General features: G+C 42.6%; 17 protein-coding genes and 1 tRNA gene. 10 read left to right on the forward strand and 8 right to left on the reverse strand.

Annotation, left to right across the window (positions count from 1 at the left end):
- Window positions 1-16 precede the first annotated feature (16 nt).
- Window positions 17-1,252 carry a 2-oxoglutarate dehydrogenase complex dihydrolipoyllysine-residue succinyltransferase gene (gene odhB, locus SD449_RS06510; RefSeq protein WP_318309435.1) on the forward strand — a complete coding sequence of 412 codons (1,236 nt, stop codon included), beginning with the start codon at window positions 17-19 and terminating at the stop codon, window positions 1,250-1,252.
- A 70-nt stretch (window positions 1,253-1,322) separates the two neighbouring features.
- On the opposite strand, the gene SD449_RS06515 is transcribed toward odhB, so the two are convergent.
- On the reverse strand, window positions 1,323-1,763 hold the full coding sequence (locus SD449_RS06515; RefSeq protein WP_225603241.1) for a retropepsin-like aspartic protease family protein: 441 nt from the start codon (window positions 1,761-1,763) through the stop codon (window positions 1,323-1,325).
- Window positions 1,764-1,838: 75 nt separating this feature from the next.
- On the opposite strand from SD449_RS06515, the gene SD449_RS06520 reads away from it, so the two are divergent.
- The 9 genes from SD449_RS06520 (at window position 1,839) to SD449_RS06560 (ending at window position 7,560) form a co-directional block, all read left to right on the forward strand.
- Window positions 1,839-2,438, forward strand: coding sequence for a hypothetical protein (locus SD449_RS06520; RefSeq protein WP_318309437.1), 600 nt, complete (start codon window positions 1,839-1,841; stop codon window positions 2,436-2,438).
- A gap of 4 nt (window positions 2,439-2,442) precedes the next feature.
- Window positions 2,443-3,210, forward strand: a complete 768-nt coding sequence (locus SD449_RS06525) for a TatD family hydrolase (protein ID WP_318309439.1) — start codon at window positions 2,443-2,445, stop codon at window positions 3,208-3,210.
- A gap of 3 nt (window positions 3,211-3,213) precedes the next feature.
- Window positions 3,214-4,245 (forward strand): asparaginase, encoded by a 1,032-nt coding sequence (locus SD449_RS06530; RefSeq protein WP_318309441.1) that lies wholly within the window; start codon window positions 3,214-3,216, stop codon window positions 4,243-4,245.
- A 66-nt stretch (window positions 4,246-4,311) separates the two neighbouring features.
- Window positions 4,312-4,399, forward strand: a tRNA-Ser gene (locus SD449_RS06535).
- 77 nt (window positions 4,400-4,476) lie between these two features.
- A complete protein-coding gene (locus tag SD449_RS06540) occupies window positions 4,477-5,205 on the forward strand; it encodes a MotA/TolQ/ExbB proton channel family protein (RefSeq protein WP_014033127.1) in 729 nt (242 codons plus the stop codon).
- A gap of 26 nt (window positions 5,206-5,231) precedes the next feature.
- Complete coding sequence (locus SD449_RS06545) at window positions 5,232-5,669, forward strand: hypothetical protein (protein ID WP_318309443.1); 438 nt, start codon at window positions 5,232-5,234, stop codon at window positions 5,667-5,669.
- An 11-nt stretch (window positions 5,670-5,680) separates the two neighbouring features.
- Window positions 5,681-6,286: an ExbD/TolR family protein gene (locus SD449_RS06550; RefSeq protein WP_318309445.1), complete on the forward strand. Its 606-nt coding sequence runs from the start codon at window positions 5,681-5,683 to the stop codon at window positions 6,284-6,286.
- 12 nt (window positions 6,287-6,298) lie between these two features.
- Window positions 6,299-6,781: an ExbD/TolR family protein gene (locus SD449_RS06555; protein ID WP_127142238.1), complete on the forward strand. Its 483-nt coding sequence runs from the start codon at window positions 6,299-6,301 to the stop codon at window positions 6,779-6,781.
- Window positions 6,782-6,909: 128 nt separating this feature from the next.
- Window positions 6,910-7,560 (forward strand): porin family protein, encoded by a 651-nt coding sequence (locus SD449_RS06560; RefSeq protein WP_318309447.1) that lies wholly within the window; start codon window positions 6,910-6,912, stop codon window positions 7,558-7,560.
- Here the strand turns inward: SD449_RS06560 and SD449_RS06565 are convergent.
- The 7 genes from SD449_RS06565 to tsf all read right to left on the reverse strand — a co-directional run bounded on the left by SD449_RS06565 (window position 7,555) and on the right by tsf (window position 15,917).
- On the reverse strand, window positions 7,555-8,157 hold the full coding sequence (locus SD449_RS06565) for a hypothetical protein (RefSeq protein ID WP_318309448.1): 603 nt from the start codon (window positions 8,155-8,157) through the stop codon (window positions 7,555-7,557). The two genes, SD449_RS06560 and SD449_RS06565, sit on opposite strands and share 6 nt — an antisense overlap.
- Entirely contained in the window at window positions 8,157-9,614 is a 1,458-nt protein-coding gene (rpoN, locus tag SD449_RS06570) for an RNA polymerase factor sigma-54 (RefSeq protein ID WP_318309449.1), read from the reverse strand. Before rpoN ends, SD449_RS06565 begins: the two co-directional genes overlap by 1 nt.
- 46 nt (window positions 9,615-9,660) lie before the next feature.
- Complete coding sequence (gene asnS, locus SD449_RS06575) at window positions 9,661-11,094, reverse strand: asparagine--tRNA ligase (RefSeq protein ID WP_318309451.1); 1,434 nt, start codon at window positions 11,092-11,094, stop codon at window positions 9,661-9,663.
- Between the two features lie 90 nt (window positions 11,095-11,184).
- Window positions 11,185-13,581 carry an efflux RND transporter permease subunit gene (locus SD449_RS06580; protein ID WP_318309453.1) on the reverse strand — a complete coding sequence of 799 codons (2,397 nt, stop codon included), beginning with the start codon at window positions 13,579-13,581 and terminating at the stop codon, window positions 11,185-11,187.
- A gap of 75 nt (window positions 13,582-13,656) precedes the next feature.
- The gene (frr, locus tag SD449_RS06585; RefSeq protein ID WP_318309455.1) at window positions 13,657-14,211 is read right to left on the reverse strand and encodes a ribosome recycling factor; all 555 of its coding nucleotides are present in this window, start codon (window positions 14,209-14,211) and stop codon (window positions 13,657-13,659) included.
- 42 nt (window positions 14,212-14,253) lie between these two features.
- On the reverse strand, window positions 14,254-14,961 hold the full coding sequence (gene pyrH, locus SD449_RS06590; RefSeq protein ID WP_318309457.1) for a UMP kinase: 708 nt from the start codon (window positions 14,959-14,961) through the stop codon (window positions 14,254-14,256).
- Between the two features lie 131 nt (window positions 14,962-15,092).
- Window positions 15,093-15,917 (reverse strand): translation elongation factor Ts, encoded by an 825-nt coding sequence (gene tsf, locus SD449_RS06595; RefSeq protein WP_318309458.1) that lies wholly within the window; start codon window positions 15,915-15,917, stop codon window positions 15,093-15,095.
- Window positions 15,918-15,976: the final 59 nt, after the last annotated feature.

The following is a 15,976-nucleotide window of genomic DNA, read 5'->3' on the forward strand; positions in this document are numbered from 1 at the left end:
TATAAACTATAACAGAATGGTTTTAGAAATGAAAGTTCCCTCACCAGGGGAATCCATTACAGAGGTAGAAATAGCCGAGTGGTTGGTAGAGGATGGAGACTATGTGGAGAAGGACCAGGCCATAGCCGAAGTAGATTCGGACAAGGCAACATTGGAGCTTCCTGCAGAGGAGAGCGGAATTATTACCCTTAAGGCCGAAGTCGGGGATGCCGTAGCTGTTGGCGAGGTGGTTTGCCTAATCGATACAAGCGCCGAAAAACCCGGAGGCTCATCGGATAAATCAGATAAAAAGGAAGAATCCAAGAAAGAGGAGTCCAAAAAAGAAGAAACAAAGAAGGAAGCCCCAAAGAAAGAGGAACCTAAAAAGGAAAGCTATGCTTCCGGTACCCCATCACCAGCGGCCAAGAAAATATTGGACGAAAAAGGAATCGAGCCCTCTTCCGTTTCTGGAAGTGGCAAAGATGGAAGAATTACCAAGGATGATGCGGTAAAAGCCGTTCCATCCATGGGAACACCTACTGGCGGTAACCGCGGCGAAAGTCGTTCCAAATTGTCCATGTTAAGAAGAAAAGTGGCCGAACGATTGGTTTCTGCAAAGAACGAGACCGCGATGTTGACCACATTCAACGAAGTGGACATGTCCGCGATCTTTGAGTTGAGAAATCAATACAAAGAAGAGTTCAAGAACAAACATGGTGTAAGTCTTGGATTTATGTCCTTCTTCACCAAAGCGGTAATCCGTGCCTTGGAAATGTATCCGGCCGTTAACTCTATGATCGATGGCAAGGAAATGATCACATACGAATTCTGTGATATCAGCATTGCTGTGTCAGGACCTAAAGGTTTGATGGTTCCCGTGATCAGAAATGCGGAAAACTTGACGTTCAGAGGAATCGAATCCGAAGTAAAACGTTTGGCCATCCGCGCAAGAGAAGGTGAAATCACTGTTGATGAAATGACAGGAGGTACCTTTACCATTACCAACGGAGGTGTGTTTGGTTCCATGTTGTCCACTCCGATTATCAACCCACCACAAAGTGGAATCTTGGGAATGCACAACATTGTAGAGCGTGCCATTGTTAGGGATGGCGCCATTGCCATTGCACCGGTAATGTACGTAGCGCTTTCTTATGACCACCGTATTATTGACGGTAAGGAATCCGTTGGGTTCTTGGTGGCTGTTAAAGAAGCATTGGAAAGTCCAGAAGAATTGTTGATGGACGGAAACGTGAAAAAAGCGTTGGAATTATAATCTAAATATTAAATAGAAAAGTCGCTGAGCAAAGTCGAAGCGATATCGCGAAATCTATAAGCAAATGCCTTTACTTTTTTAAGTAGAGGCATTTTTTATTGTAGTCGATTACGGCCTTACCTTTTTTCAGTAGATCCGCGCCTATGATTCCATCAACGGGCAGGGCATTGTGGGAAACTAAAGCTTGGTTAACATGGGTAAGATCAAAAAGAACGACCTTCTGTTTTTTCTTTTTCCAGTCCCCGATCTGGATCTTGTTTTTGTTGGAGATCAGAGTTTCCATTTCCGAAGCACCAGCTCCAGCAGCTTTAATGTCCGTGGCTTCCGAGGCCATTTCAAAAAACGCAATTTTGTCCATCCCCACGCAGGTATTGGATGCTCCGGTGTCCAAAATAAACTTGCCCGTAACACCATTGATACTGGCAACGAGTTCAAAATGGTTGGTCTCGGTCAATACCAAAGGTATTTTAATGTAGTCTTTGGATTTAAGGAATTTTTTGAGTGATGCCATAGGGAAATATACGCTTGAGGAATCTTTAATCCGAACAAAGTTTTGGGACGTCTAAGATAAGCCTATTTTTGTGTTATGATTGAATTCAGCTTTAAGAAGATTGCCGTCATCGCTGTGTGCGCGGTAATCACCATGTCCTGTAATCAGAAGGATAAGGAAATGGACACGGTGAAAATTGCCGAAAATTACGTCAGTGCCCTGAACACGTCCGATTATAAGGAACTGGTCGGGTTGTTTTTGGACAGCATACGGTTTAATGAAATGGACCATGTAAGGACTTTTGGTAAAGAGGACTATCGTTCTTTGTTTCAGTGGGATTCCGTGTTCCGTCCAAAGTATAAGATCTTGGATATTAACAAAAGCGGGGACAGCCTTGAATTAAAAGTCTCAAAGGCGTGTGATAGGATTCTTTTTCTGCAAGAAGAACCCTTCGTTAGCCGTGAAATCATGAAAATCAAGAATGGCAAAATTTATAGTATTGATATCGTCGAATATGTCGATTTCAAGGATTCTTTGTGGGCCGATAGGCGGGAAAATTTGGTTTCTTGGATAGCTGAGCATCATCCTGAATTGGATGGGTTTATTTATGACCAAACCAAGGAAGGTGCAGTAAAATTTCAAAAGGCCATAGCTTTTTACAGGACCAGAAAGGATTCAATACGTGTTCAAGAATAATAGAATGATCATAACCGATACCCACACCCATTTATATAGTGAAGCCTTTGACGAGGATAGAGATGAGATGATGCAGCGGGCCCTTGATGCCGGGGTGGAACGCTTTTTTATCCCTGCTATCGATTCAACCTATACCCAATCCATGTTGGATTTGGAATCCGATTATCCGGACAACGTGTTTTTGATGATGGGACTTCACCCTACTCATGTCAAGGAAAACTATAAAGACGAACTGGCCCACGTAGAAGAGTGGTTGGATAAGAAAAAGTTTTACGCCGTGGGCGAAATAGGGGTGGACCTGTATTGGGACAAGACCTTTTTAAAAGAGCAGCAGGAGGCCTTTGCCCATCAGATTCGGTTGGCGAGAAAGCATCAGTTGCCCATAGTGATTCATTGCCGTGATGCCTTTGATGAGGTGTTCGAGGTCTTGGAACAGGAAAAAGGAGAGGGTCTCTTTGGGATTTTTCACTGTTTTACGGGGAGCTTGGAACAGGCGCATCAGGCTATATCATACGACATGAAGCTGGGCATTGGAGGAGTGGCCACCTTTAAAAATGGTAAAATAGATCAGTTCTTGAACCAAATCGACCTGAAGCATATTGTTCTGGAAACCGATGCACCATATTTGGCACCGGCGCCTTATCGTGGAAAACGGAACGAAAGCTCGTACATCATCAAGGTATTGGAAAAACTATCATCGATATATAGTATACCGGAAGAAGAAATCGCTGCAATCACCACAGAAAATTCCAAGAAAATATTTGGAATCTGATTTATGAAAAAGAAGACCAACATATTACTGATCTATACGGGAGGAACCATTGGTATGGTGAAGGACTATAAAACCGGTGCGCTCAAGGCGTTCAATTTTGAGGAACTGGTGAAAAATATTCCCGAGCTGAAGCAATTGGATTGTAACCTAAGGGGTGTCTCTTTCAATGATCCCATCGATTCATCGAACATGAACCCCGGTTATTGGGCGCAGATTGCTTCCATAATTGAGGAGCATTATGAGGAGAATGATGGCTTTGTGGTGCTCCATGGTAGCGATACGATGAGTTACTCTGCGTCGGCACTTAGCTTTATGCTCGAGAATTTGGAGAAGCCGGTAATTTTTACGGGATCGCAATTGCCTATTGGGGATCTACGTACGGATGCCAAGGAGAACCTGATCACGTCCATCGAGATAGCCGCGCTTCAGAAAAAGGGGAAACCTGTAGTGCAGGAAGTAGGCCTGTATTTCGAGTACAAACTATATCGTGCCAACAGGACCACAAAGATTAATGCGGAACATTTTGAAGCTTTTGCTTCTTTAAATTATCCGCCTTTGGTCGAATCCGGGGTCCATTTGAACGTACATCAGAATTATTTGATCAAAAAAGTGACCAAGAACAAATCGCTCCAAGTACACAAAAAAATGGACAATAGGGTGGCTATACTTAAATTGTTTCCGGGAATAAATCAAAATGTACTGCAATCGGTGCTGAACATTCCCGATTTAAAGGCATTGATATTGGAAACTTATGGCGCTGGAAACGCTCCAATGGACGAATGGTTTTTGGGTGCGATAAAAAAAGCCGTCGAAAAAGGATTACATATAATTAACGTTACCCAATGCTCTGGGGGCAGTGTTTCCATGGGACATTACGAAACAAGCGAAAAACTGAAGGAGATGCAACTGGTTAACGGAAAGGATATTACAACGGAAGCAGCCATAACGAAAGCAATGTACCTTTTAGGGACAAGGGTTCCCGACAAATTGTTCAAGACGATTTTTGAGACACCGCTTCGCGGTGAAATGGTGTAAAATTAACGCCCCAAATTTCTATAACTAATAAATTTTTTGTTTATTGGTCGGCCTAAATAGAATAATAGAGAGGTGGCCGAGTGGTCGAAGGCGCACGCCTGGAAAGTGTGTATACACCAAAAGTGTATCGAGGGTTCGAATCCCTTCCTCTCTGCAAGGTATTTTAGTTTTTCTATTGTAAAATTTTTATATCTTTATATTATTAACTAACTAAATTTAAGTTTAAGTAAAATGAAAAAAATATCCTTTACTCTGGCTGCTGCCGGAATGTTTGTGATGGGAACTACAACTGCATCTGCAGCAATGTTGCAAGAAGAAGCTGAAGCCAGCAAAGGTTTCACCCAAGTATTGAAAGAACAATTTATCCAAGGGGGCCCTGCCTTTATGGGAATCGTACTTCTTTGTTTGATCTTGGGATTGGCAGTTGCAATTGAAAGAATTATTTATTTGAATTTGGCCACCACCAATTCAACCAAATTGAAGCAACAAGTTGAGGACGCATTGGCTTCTGGAGGTGTTGAAGCTGCAAAAGAAGTTTGCAGAAACACAAAGGGACCTGTTGCCTCTATCTATTACCAAGGTTTGGATAGAGCTGATGAAGGACTTGAGTCTGCTGAAAAAGCTGTTGTTGCCTATGGAGGTGTGCAAATGGGCCAGTTGGAGAAAAACGTTTCTTGGTTGTCCTTGTTTATCGCCATTGCTCCCATGCTTGGGTTCATGGGTACGGTAATCGGTATGATCGCGGCCTTCCAGAAAATTGCTGCAGTAGGTAACTTGAGCGCTTCCTTGATCGCTGGTGATATTCAGGTGGCGTTGTTGACAACCGTATTTGGTTTGATCACAGCGATTATCCTTCAGATTTTCTATAACTATATTATTGCTAAAATCGATAGTATCGTAAATGACATGGAAGACAGCTCAATTGCATTGATTGATATGTTGGCTGCCCATAAAAAATAATTACGAATTAAAAACTATCGAGAATCATGAATAAAATAGTAAAAATATTGCTCATCGTCATCGGATTGGTTGCAGCCGTTCTTTGGTTCTCCCTTCCGTCCGCCGATGATCCAAGTGCCATTAACAGTGGCGCAATGAACTTTATGTTCATCATTATGTATATCCTTTTGGCCATTGCAGTAATCACTACGGTAGTCTTTGGATTTGCAAAACTGTTTTCCACTAAGGGAAGCTTAAAGAAGGCCCTGTTCGCCATTGGCGGTCTAGCTATCGTAGTAGCTATTTCATACGGGATTTCTTCTGATAACATGGCTGTGGTTGAAACTATGTCCGAAAGAGGTATTGAGACTACAGAGGGAACTGTGAAAAACATTGGAATGGGATTGAATGTATTTTTTATCCTTACTGCAATTGCAGTAGTTCTTATGGTTTTCCCAGGCTTGAAAAAAATGTTTGTTAAGTAAAAAGTTGAATTATGCCTAGAAGAAAAGGAGCACCGGAAGTAAATGCCGGTTCCATGGCGGATATCGCTTTCCTCTTGCTTATCTTTTTCTTGGTGACCACCACCATTGAAACGGATGCAGGTCTGGATCGTATGTTACCGCCAATTGAGCCGCCAGAGCAGGATGTTGTTATTAAGCAGAAAAACATTTTTACTGTTAACATCAACAGGAATGGACAACTTTTGGTGGAGGATAATTTGATGGAAATTAAGGATCTTAGAAAAGCTGCCACTGCATTTTTGGAAAATGGTGCGGACGGTACTTGTTCCTACTGTAAAGGAAAGAAAGATCCAGGTTCATCGGATAACCCCACAAAAGCCATTATTTCATTAAAGAACGATAGGGAGACCAAGTACAGTACATACATTACAGTTCAAAACGAATTGGTAGGTGCTTACAATGACTTGCGTAACCGTGAAGCCCAACGTTTGTACGGTAGGGACTTTACCAAAATGGAGGCAGAATACCTGAATCCAGAAACCCCATCAAGCGTAAGAGATGAGTTGAAAGATAAAGTGAAGCGTATCCAGGATATGTTCCCACAAAAGCTTTCAGAAGCAGAAACAACAACCGATTAAACACTATTTAATATGGCTAAGTTTACCAAAAAGAAGGACGGAGATTTACCAGCGGTGTCAACAGCCTCGTTGCCGGATATCGTTTTTATGCTACTGTTTTTCTTTATGACCGTGACCACGATGAAAGATAGTTCTTTAATGGTTGCCAACACCCTTCCCAATGCTTCGGAAATCAAGAAGCTGGAAAAGAAGGATCGCGTTATTTATATTTATGTAGGAACACCTACTCAAGAATATCAAAAGGTTTTTGGTACTGAACCAAAGATTCAGTTGAACGATAAATTTGCCAATGTGGACGAAGTAGGTTCATTTATCTTGGCAGAACGTGCAAAAAAACCGCAAGAACTTCAAAATGTATTGACTACCGCTTTAAAGGTAGATAAGGATGCCAACATGGGACTTATTACCGATATTAAGCAACAATTGAGAGAAGTGAATGCCCTTAAAGTGAATTATACCACTTATGAGGGAGACGCTTTTAACAATCTACAGTAGCCAATAACTTAGATTTAGTGGGAAACGCTCCAAATTTTTAATTTGGGGCGTTTTTTGTTTTAAATTCACGTATGAATCGCTTCGTATACCCATCTGTTATTTTTTTTATCCATGTACTTTGCCTTCCAATGGCATTTGGTCAAACGGATTCCCTAAACCTCCAATCGACTGATTCACGTTATTTGGAAGATCAATTTTACGCCGGTGTCGGTTATAATGTATTGTTGCAAAAGCCGGAGGGTGTAGCACAACGAAATCTTTCCTATAACCTTCAATTGGGTTTTATTAAGGATATTCCCTTTAACGAACGAAGAAATTTTGGTGTCGGAATCGGTATGGGGTATGCGGTAAATTCATTTTATTCCAGTTTGGTTGCAAGCGAGAATGGAGATACACGGGTCTACGAGGTTTTGGACGGTGGCAATTATAACCGCAGCAAATTGGAGACCCATTCCATAGAGTTTCCTTTCGAGGTGCGTTGGCGAACATCTACCGCAGAGGAATATAAATTTTGGAGAATATATGCCGGAGCAAAATTGGGATATGTGTTTTCAGGGAGATCAAAGCTGGTGACCGATAACGGAAACAATTCATTTTCCAATGATGATATTGAAAGGTTTCAATACGGGCTTATGGTAAATTTTGGGTATAATACTTGGAACATTCATGCGTATTACGCACTGAATCCCTTGCTCAAAGAGCAAGCTTCGCTCAACGGTTCCCCCTCCCCCATAGACTTCCGGGTGCTCCGTATCGGTTTGATTTTTTACATTCTATAACCAGTATTTCAAAATAATAAGCTGGGAGCAGCATCCCATCATAAAACCGATCAGCAGTTCATTCTTATTATGGGCCTTTAGGTAAAGCCTTGAGGTTGCCACAATGCCTGTAAATAGAGTCAAGAGACTAATGGCTATGGTGATATTGGTTTCAAAATGAATGCTCAGGGCAACCATAAATGTAAGAAGGCTTCCCATACCCAATAGGTGCATGCTTGTCTTGAATTTGAAGAAAAGAAGAATCAATGTTGCACTTGTGGCTGTTAGTAGGCCTGTAAAATAGTAAAAGAGCTCGTTTACGTAGTTATTGGGTATTACCTTGTACAATATCATCAAAAGGATGATACAGCTTATGTACAACGGATATTTGCGTTCATGTATAGTGGGTAAAAATATGGAACTGATCACGCCAAGGTTTTTTAAGATCAAAAAGAAGATAATGGGGATGATCACCGTAAGGATAAAAATGGGAAGTATGTTCCCACTTTGTGTTTCCAGGGTGCTGTAAGGTGCCACCATAAAATAAATTACCGTGCCCCCAATAGGAACGAACAACGGATGGAAGATGTAAGAGACAATGTTGAATAGGTGGCGCATCAAATTTCTTTTCTTAGCCTTGCTACAGGTATGCCAAGCTGTTCCCTATATTTGGCGACCGTTCGCCGGGCAATGGGGTAGCCCCTATCTTTAAGGATTTTCGCCAATTTAGCATCCGTAAGGGGCTTTTTCTTTTCCTCATCACTGATCACTGTCTCCAATATCTTTTTGATTTCCCTGGTAGAAACATCCTCGCCCTGTTCATTTTTCATAGATTCGGAAAAGAAATCCTTGATGAGCTTGGTTCCATATGGAGTGTCGACATATTTGCTGTTGGCAACGCGGGAAACCGTAGAAACATCCATGTCTATCTTGTCCGCAATATCTTTTAGGATCATGGGGCGCAACTTTCTTTCGTCCCCGGTCATAAAATACTCTTTTTGATAGTCCATGATCGTGCTCATGGTGATATAGAGCGTTTGCTGGCGCTGTCTAATGGCATCTATGAACCATTTGGCGGCATCGAGCTTCTGCTTGATGAACATCACCGTGTCCTTTTGAGACTTCGACTTTTCCTTGGCATTTTTATATCCTTCCAGCATATTGCTGTAGTCTTTGGAAACGTGGAGCTCTGGAGCGTTCCTCCCATTTAAGGTAAGTTCCAGCTCGCCATCAACAATTTTTATGGAAAAATCGGGAATAATATGCTCGATCATTCGCGTGTTTCCGGAATAGGAGCCACCCGGTTTGGGATTCAATTTTTCTATCTCTGAAATGGCGTTCTTCAATTCATCTTCCGAAACATGGTGTTTTTGCAGGAGCTTGGAGTAATGCTTTTTGGTAAAATGGTCAAAAGACTTTTGCAAGATGTTTATGGCCAGTTCTACGGAAGGTTTTTGCTCTTTTCTTTTTAACTGAATGATCAAACATTCGTCCAGCGAGCGAGCGCCAACTCCGGGAGGATCCAAATCCTGGACTACCTTGAGCACTTCTTCAATCTTTTTTTGCTCTACATATATATTTTGAGTGAAGGCCAAATCGTCCATGATATCTGGAAGCGGTCTACGGATATACCCGCTTTCGTCCACACTGCCCACCAAAAATTCCGCTATGGCCCACTCTTCGTCGGTCAGATAGACCGTGTTCAGTTGATTGATCAAATATTGGTTAAAGGAAATTCCCGCAGCGTAGGGCACGCTTTTGTCATCGTCGTCCGCGCTGTAATTGTTGGTTTGGGTGCGATAATCGGGAATTTCATCATCGCTCAGATATTCGTCGATATTGATTTCATCGGTATCAATGCTTTCATTGTCCGCAGAATCATCATAGGTATCCTCATAAACATCATCCAGTACATCGGTCTCTTCCTTTCCACTTTCCAACGCAGGATTTTCTTCCAGCTCTTGTTTCAACCTTTGTTCAAACGCCAATGTGGGCAATTGAATAAGTTTCATGAGCTGGATCTGCTGCGGGGACAGTTTCTGGGAAAGCTTAAACTGTAGATGTTGTTTCAGCATATGGATCTATTTACAATCTAACCTTCTTTAAAATAACAAATTCAAATTAAAACTCGGCATTTTGAGGTGTACGGGGGTAGGGGATTACGTCTCGTATGTTGCCCATTCCCGTTGCGAATTGGACCATACGTTCAAAACCCAGCCCAAAACCACTGTGCACCGCGGTACCAAATTTTCGCAAGTCCAGATACCACCAAAGCTCTTTTTCGTCAATATCCAGTTCCTTGATCTTCTGTTGCAGTACATCCAAACGTTCTTCCCTTTGGGAGCCGCCAACGATTTCGCCGATACCGGGGAACAATACGTCCATGGCGCGGACTGTTTTCCCATCCTCGTTCAAACGCATGTAAAACGCCTTGATGTTTGCGGGATAATCAAAAAGGATTACCGGACATTTAAAGTGCTTTTCCACTAAAAAACGTTCGTGTTCACTTTGTAGATCGGCACCCCACTCATTGATGGGGAATTGGAATTTTTTCTTTTTGTTGGGCTTGCTGTTCCTTAAAATTTCAATGGCCTCGGTATAAGATACCCTTTTGAAATTGTTTTCGACCACAAATTTCAACTTTTCTATCAATGCCATTTCGGAACGCTCTGCCTGTGGTTTTCCCTTCTCTTCGTCCAAAAGGCGATCTTCCAAAAATTTCAGGTCGTCGGGACAATGCTCCAGAACATATTGGATGATGTATTTAATAAAGTCCTCGGCAAGGTCCATATTTGCATCCAGATCATAAAATGCCATTTCAGGTTCGATCATCCAGAACTCTGCCAAGTGACGGGACGTGTTGGAGTTTTCGGCCCTGAAGGTGGGACCAAAAGTATATACTTTACCAAGGCCCATGGCATAGGTCTCGGCTTCCAATTGACCGGATACGGTGAGGTTGGTCTCTTTTCCAAAAAAGTCCTTGGAATAATCCACCTCCCCCGATTCATCAAGGGGCGGATTTTTGGCACTTAAGGTGGAAACACGGAACATTTCTCCTGCACCTTCGGCATCGGAACCGGTGATGATGGGCGCATGCATATAATAGAACCCATTTTCCTGAAAGTACTTGTGCACGGCAAACGAAAGTACCGACCTAATTCGCATTACGGCCGAAAAGGTATTGGTCCTGACCCTCAAGTGGGCCTTTTCCCTTAAAAACTCCAAAGAGTGTTTTTTGGGCTGTATGGGATAGGTTTCCGGGTCGGCGGTACCATGGACGAAGATATCTGTGGCTTGGATTTCCACACTTTGACCACGGCCTTGGCTTTCTTCCAGGGTCCCTGTAATTTTTAACGCGGCGCCAGTGGATATTTTTTTGAGCAGTGCATCATCAAAGTTTTCGAAATCTACGACGCATTGGAGGTTATGTATGGTCGAACCATCGTTCAAGGCGATAAAACGGTTGCTTCTAAATGTTTTTACCCATCCATTTACTTCGACGGAATCTCCTACGGGTTGCTTTTCCAGCAATTCTTTTATGGAATAAGACATCATTGTTAGACTATCGTGATTTAGTCGGTAAAGATAGGTTTTTGATAAAAAACGATAGCAATGGATTGGCCTAATTTATGGTGTCCTCCGATACTATTTGTCTTTGTCGTTGTCCTCGTCCTTGGGAAGAATGTCTATCTGAGGTTTTTTGAGTACCTGTTTGTTGGCAATGCTTCTTTCCAAAGAGAGAAGAAGGGAAGGCAACAAGATCAAATTGGACAACATGGCGAACAATAGGGTGGCCGAAACCAACCCTCCCAATGCCTTGGTACCCCCAAAACTGGAGATGATGAAAACGGAAAACCCGAAAAATAGTACAATGGAGGTGTAGAACATACTGACTCCTGTTTCCCGCAAGGCACCATATACCGATTTTTTGATGTGCCAGCGGTTTGCGGTAAGTTCTTGACGATATTTGGCCAAAAAGTGAATGGTATCGTCCACCGATATCCCAAAGGCAATACTGAAAACGAGAATGGTGGATGGTTTTATGGGCACGCCCAAGTATCCCATGACCCCGGCAGTGATGACCAGCGGCAGTAAATTGGGGACCAGCGATATGATTACCATTCTAAATGACCGGAAGAGGTAGGCCATGAACAAAGAGATCAGACCAATGGCAAGCGCCAATGAAAGCAAGAGGTTTTTGACCAAATATTTGGTGCCTTTTAGAAAAAGCAAGGCTTTCCCTGTCATAAAAACGTTGTACCTGTCCGAAGGGAATTCTTTGGTAATGGCCTCTTGCACATCTTTTTCGATTTCCTCCATGCGATCGATCTTAACATCGCGCATATATGTCGTTAAACGTGCTGTCTGGCCCGTACTGTCCACAAAACTTTCCAGTATGCTCCCGTCCGCCGATGATTTTTGAACGGCATTCATGATAAAGGTGTTCTCTTGGCTGGTGGGTAGTTGGTAGTACTTTGGAATACCGTTATAGAAGGCTTGTTTCGAATATTTTACCAGATCTACTATGGAAATGGGCCTGGATAATTCCGGGATTTCGTCGATAACGGTGCCCAAGCGGTCCATTTTTTTTAAAGTAGCCGGCTTTACCACCCCATTTTTACGTTTGGTGTCCACTACGATTTCCATGGGCATGATTCCATCAAACTCTGCTTCAAAAAATTGAATATCCTTGTAAAAATGGCTGTTTTTTGGAAGGTCTTCGATACGGCTTCCGGTAATTCGCATTTGATAAATACCTATGATGCTCAATACCAAAATGGCCACTGTAGTGATGTACACGGCAATTCTGTGGTTTCTTACGATGTTCTCCATCCAGTTCACAAAAATGTCGATCCACTTCTTGTTAAGGTGTTTTAAATGCTTCGTTTTTGGAAGCGCCATAAAACTGTAGATGATGGGAATTATCAAAAGGGAAAGGATGAAAATACCAATGATATTGATAGATGCTACGATTCCAAATTCTTTGAGAAGGTCGCTGTCCAGAATGATAAAGGTTGCAAAGCCGGAAGCCGTGGTAATGTTGGTCATTAAAGTCGCATTCCCGATTTTGGAAATTACCCGTTGAAGGGACAGGGCCTGGTTTCCATGTTTTTTGACTTCTTGCTGGTATTTGTTGATCAAGAAAATACAGTTGGGGATACCGATAACAATGATCAATGGAGGTATAAGGGCCGTTAATATGGTAATTTCGTACTTGAGGAGCCCTAATATGCCAAACGCCCACATTACGCCAATAATTACGACGCACATGGATATAATGGTGGCCCTGAAGCTTCTAAAGAAAAAGAAAAATATGAGGGATGTTACCAAAAGGGCGCCCACAATGAAAATACCGATTTCGTCCACGATGGATTTTGTGTTCCAGGTACGGATATAGGGCATTCCTGAAACCCGGACGTCCATACCTGTTTCCTCTTCAAAATCGTCCACGAGCTCTCCAAGATCGTTCAAGATAAACTGGTTCCTTACCTCAGTGTTCATAATGTCCTTGTCCAGGTACACCACGGTTTGAATGGTTCCGCTATTGGGGTTGTAAACGAGGTTGTCATAGAAGGGCAGCTCCGTAAATAGGTGCTTGGTGAGCGAATCGATTTCCTGCTTCGTCTTTGGCGGTGCCGAAAACAGAGGTTCCATGCTAAAGGTCTGCGTTTCCTGATTTTTTATGAGCTCCTTTAGGTTTTCTAGGGAAACCACATAATCCACTTCTGGAAATGCCTCAAGTTGCCTGCTGAACTTGTTCCAGCGATTAAAGTTTTTTGGAGTAAAAAGGGTAGAATCTCTAATGGCCAATACTATGGCGTTACCTTCTTCGCCAAATATTTTGGTAAACGCCCTGTACTGTATGGTGGCGGGATGATCGTCAGGTAGAATATTGGCCTCCGTATTGGAAAACTGCATGTTTTTCCACTGTAGCCCCAAGAATACGGTAAATGCAGCGATTCCAATTAGAATCAGGATTCTATTGCGGAGAATAATGCTTGCGACCTTGGGCCAAAATCCTTTTGTGAGCTTTGCTACCATTTGGGTTTTGTTGGGCGCAAAGGTAGAAAATGATCTGCTGTGTTCCTAGGAAAGGATCTTGTCAAAATTGAAGAATTATACCTTCATTATTTCGGCCTCTTTGTTGGTCAAAATGGCATCGACTTTATTGCTGTAAGAGTTGGTAAGCTCTTGAACGTCCACCTCGGCATTCTTTAGCAGGTCCTCGGAAATGTCCAGGGCTTTAAGCTCCTTGTTCGCTTCTTGTCGTGCACTGCGAATACTTACTTTGGCATCTTCCGCCTCGCCTTTGGCCTGTTTTGCCAATTGTATCCTTCTTTCTTCGGTCAATGGTGGTACATTGATGATGACCATTTCTCCATTGTTCATAGGATTAAAGCCCAAATTTGCGTTCATGATAGCCGTTTCAATCTCGCCCAATAGGTTTTTTTCCCAAGGCTGAACGGAAAGGGTCCTTGCATCCGGTGTGTTGATATTGGAAACTTGGGAAAGCGGGGTCTGTGAACCATAATAATCCACCATAACTGTGGAAAGCATCATGGGACTGGCCTTTCCGGCTCTAATCTTTGTCAATGCTTTTTGCAGATGCGCAATACTGGCCTCCATGCTTTCCTTTGTGCTATCAAGAATAAATTTTACTTCGTCGTCCATAATTTTTAAATTTTTAAAACTGAAACCAAAGTGTATGCCAACTTAAACATTGACCACTGTTCCTATATTTTCTCCAGAAACTATTTTCATTAGGTTGCCTTTTGTGTTCATATCGAAGACCACAATGGGCAATTCGTTTTCCTGACTCAGGGTAAATGCCGTCGTATCCATGACCTTGAGTCCTTTTGAAAGTACTTCGTTAAAGGAAATGGAATCAAATTTAGTGGCGTTCTTGTCTTTTTCCGGGTCGGAAGTATAGATTCCATCCACACGGGTCCCTTTCAATATCACATCGGCCTTGATTTCGATGGCTCTTAAAACTGCCGCTGAATCCGTAGTGAAATATGGATTTCCGGTTCCACCACCAAAAATCACGACCCTGCCTTTTTCCAGATGGCGGATGGCCCTTCTTCTTATGAACGGCTCTGCCACTTCGTTGATTTTTATAGCGGACTGCAACCGTGTTTGTACCCCTTTAAGTTCAAGCGCGCTTTGCAGTGCCAGTCCGTTGATCACGGTGGCCAGCATGCCCATGTGGTCGCCTTGAACGCGGTCCATGCCCTGGCTGGCTCCCGCGAGGCCCCTAAAGATATTTCCCCCACCTATAACGATGGCAACTTCAACACCTTTGGCTATTACAGATTTTATCTCTTCGGCATATTCGTCCAATCGCTTGGCGTCAATACCGTATTGCTGTTCGCCCATTAGGGCTTCCCCACTTAATTTTAATAAAATTCTTTTGTAATGCATTGAGAGTTTCTTGAAGTCCGGACAAAAATAATCAAAAATATTTATGGGAAATGAAGATTTCCCGGTTAGATATGGACATAAAAAAACCGCTTCTTTTGGGAAGCGGTCTCTTTATTTGTTCTGGTGATATATTAACCTAGCGCAACTCTTGCAAAACCGGTTACTTCCAAGCTGGAATCAACAGATTTCACATATTGGGCCACACTTTGTTTGCTGTCCTTGATAAAATCTTGGTTCACCAAAGTGTTGTCCTTAAAGAAACGCTTCAATTTACCTTGGGCGATCTTGTCCAACATTTCTTCCGGTTTACCTTCTTCGCGCAACTGGTCTTTTGCAATTTCGATTTCCTTATCGATGATGGACTGATCTACGCCATCTTCGTTCAAGGCAACCGGGTTCATTGCAGCAGCTTGCATGGCAACATCTTTGGCAGCTTCTGCAGCTCCATCAACATTTGCGGACAATCCTACCAAAGTGGCAATTTTGTTTCCGGCATGGATGTAGGAACCAACGAACGGTGCGCTCAATTTTTCAAAACTTCCGATTTCGATTTTTTCACCGATCACACCGGTTTGCTCGGTCAATTTGTCTGCAACGATCATTCCATTGAAGGAAGCGGCCAAGAAATCATCTTTACTGTCAAAACCTAATGCCAAATCGGCCAAATCGGTCGCAAGTTGTACAAAGCTATCGTTTTTGGCAACGAAGTCTGTTTCACAGTTCAAAGAGATAACCACTCCTTGTGTGCTATCATCGTTTACTTTTGCGATGGCTGCACCTTCTGAAGATTCCCTGTCAGCTCTTTTTGCTGCAACTTTCTGTCCTTTTTTCCTTAGGATCTCAATCGCTTGGTCAAAATCACCATCTGCTTCGACCAAAGCTTTTTTACAATCCATCATTCCAGCTCCAGTAGCCTTTCTTAATTTATTTACCTCTGCGGCAGTAATCTTTGCCATTTTCTTTTCTTTTTAAATTTTATGTAAAGTAAAACACTACGAAAGTGTTTTTGTTTAGG

It is taken from the genome of Flagellimonas crocea (genome assembly GCF_033441595.1).
In the GTDB taxonomy this organism is placed as follows: Bacteria; Bacteroidota; Bacteroidia; order Flavobacteriales; family Flavobacteriaceae; genus Flagellimonas; species Flagellimonas crocea.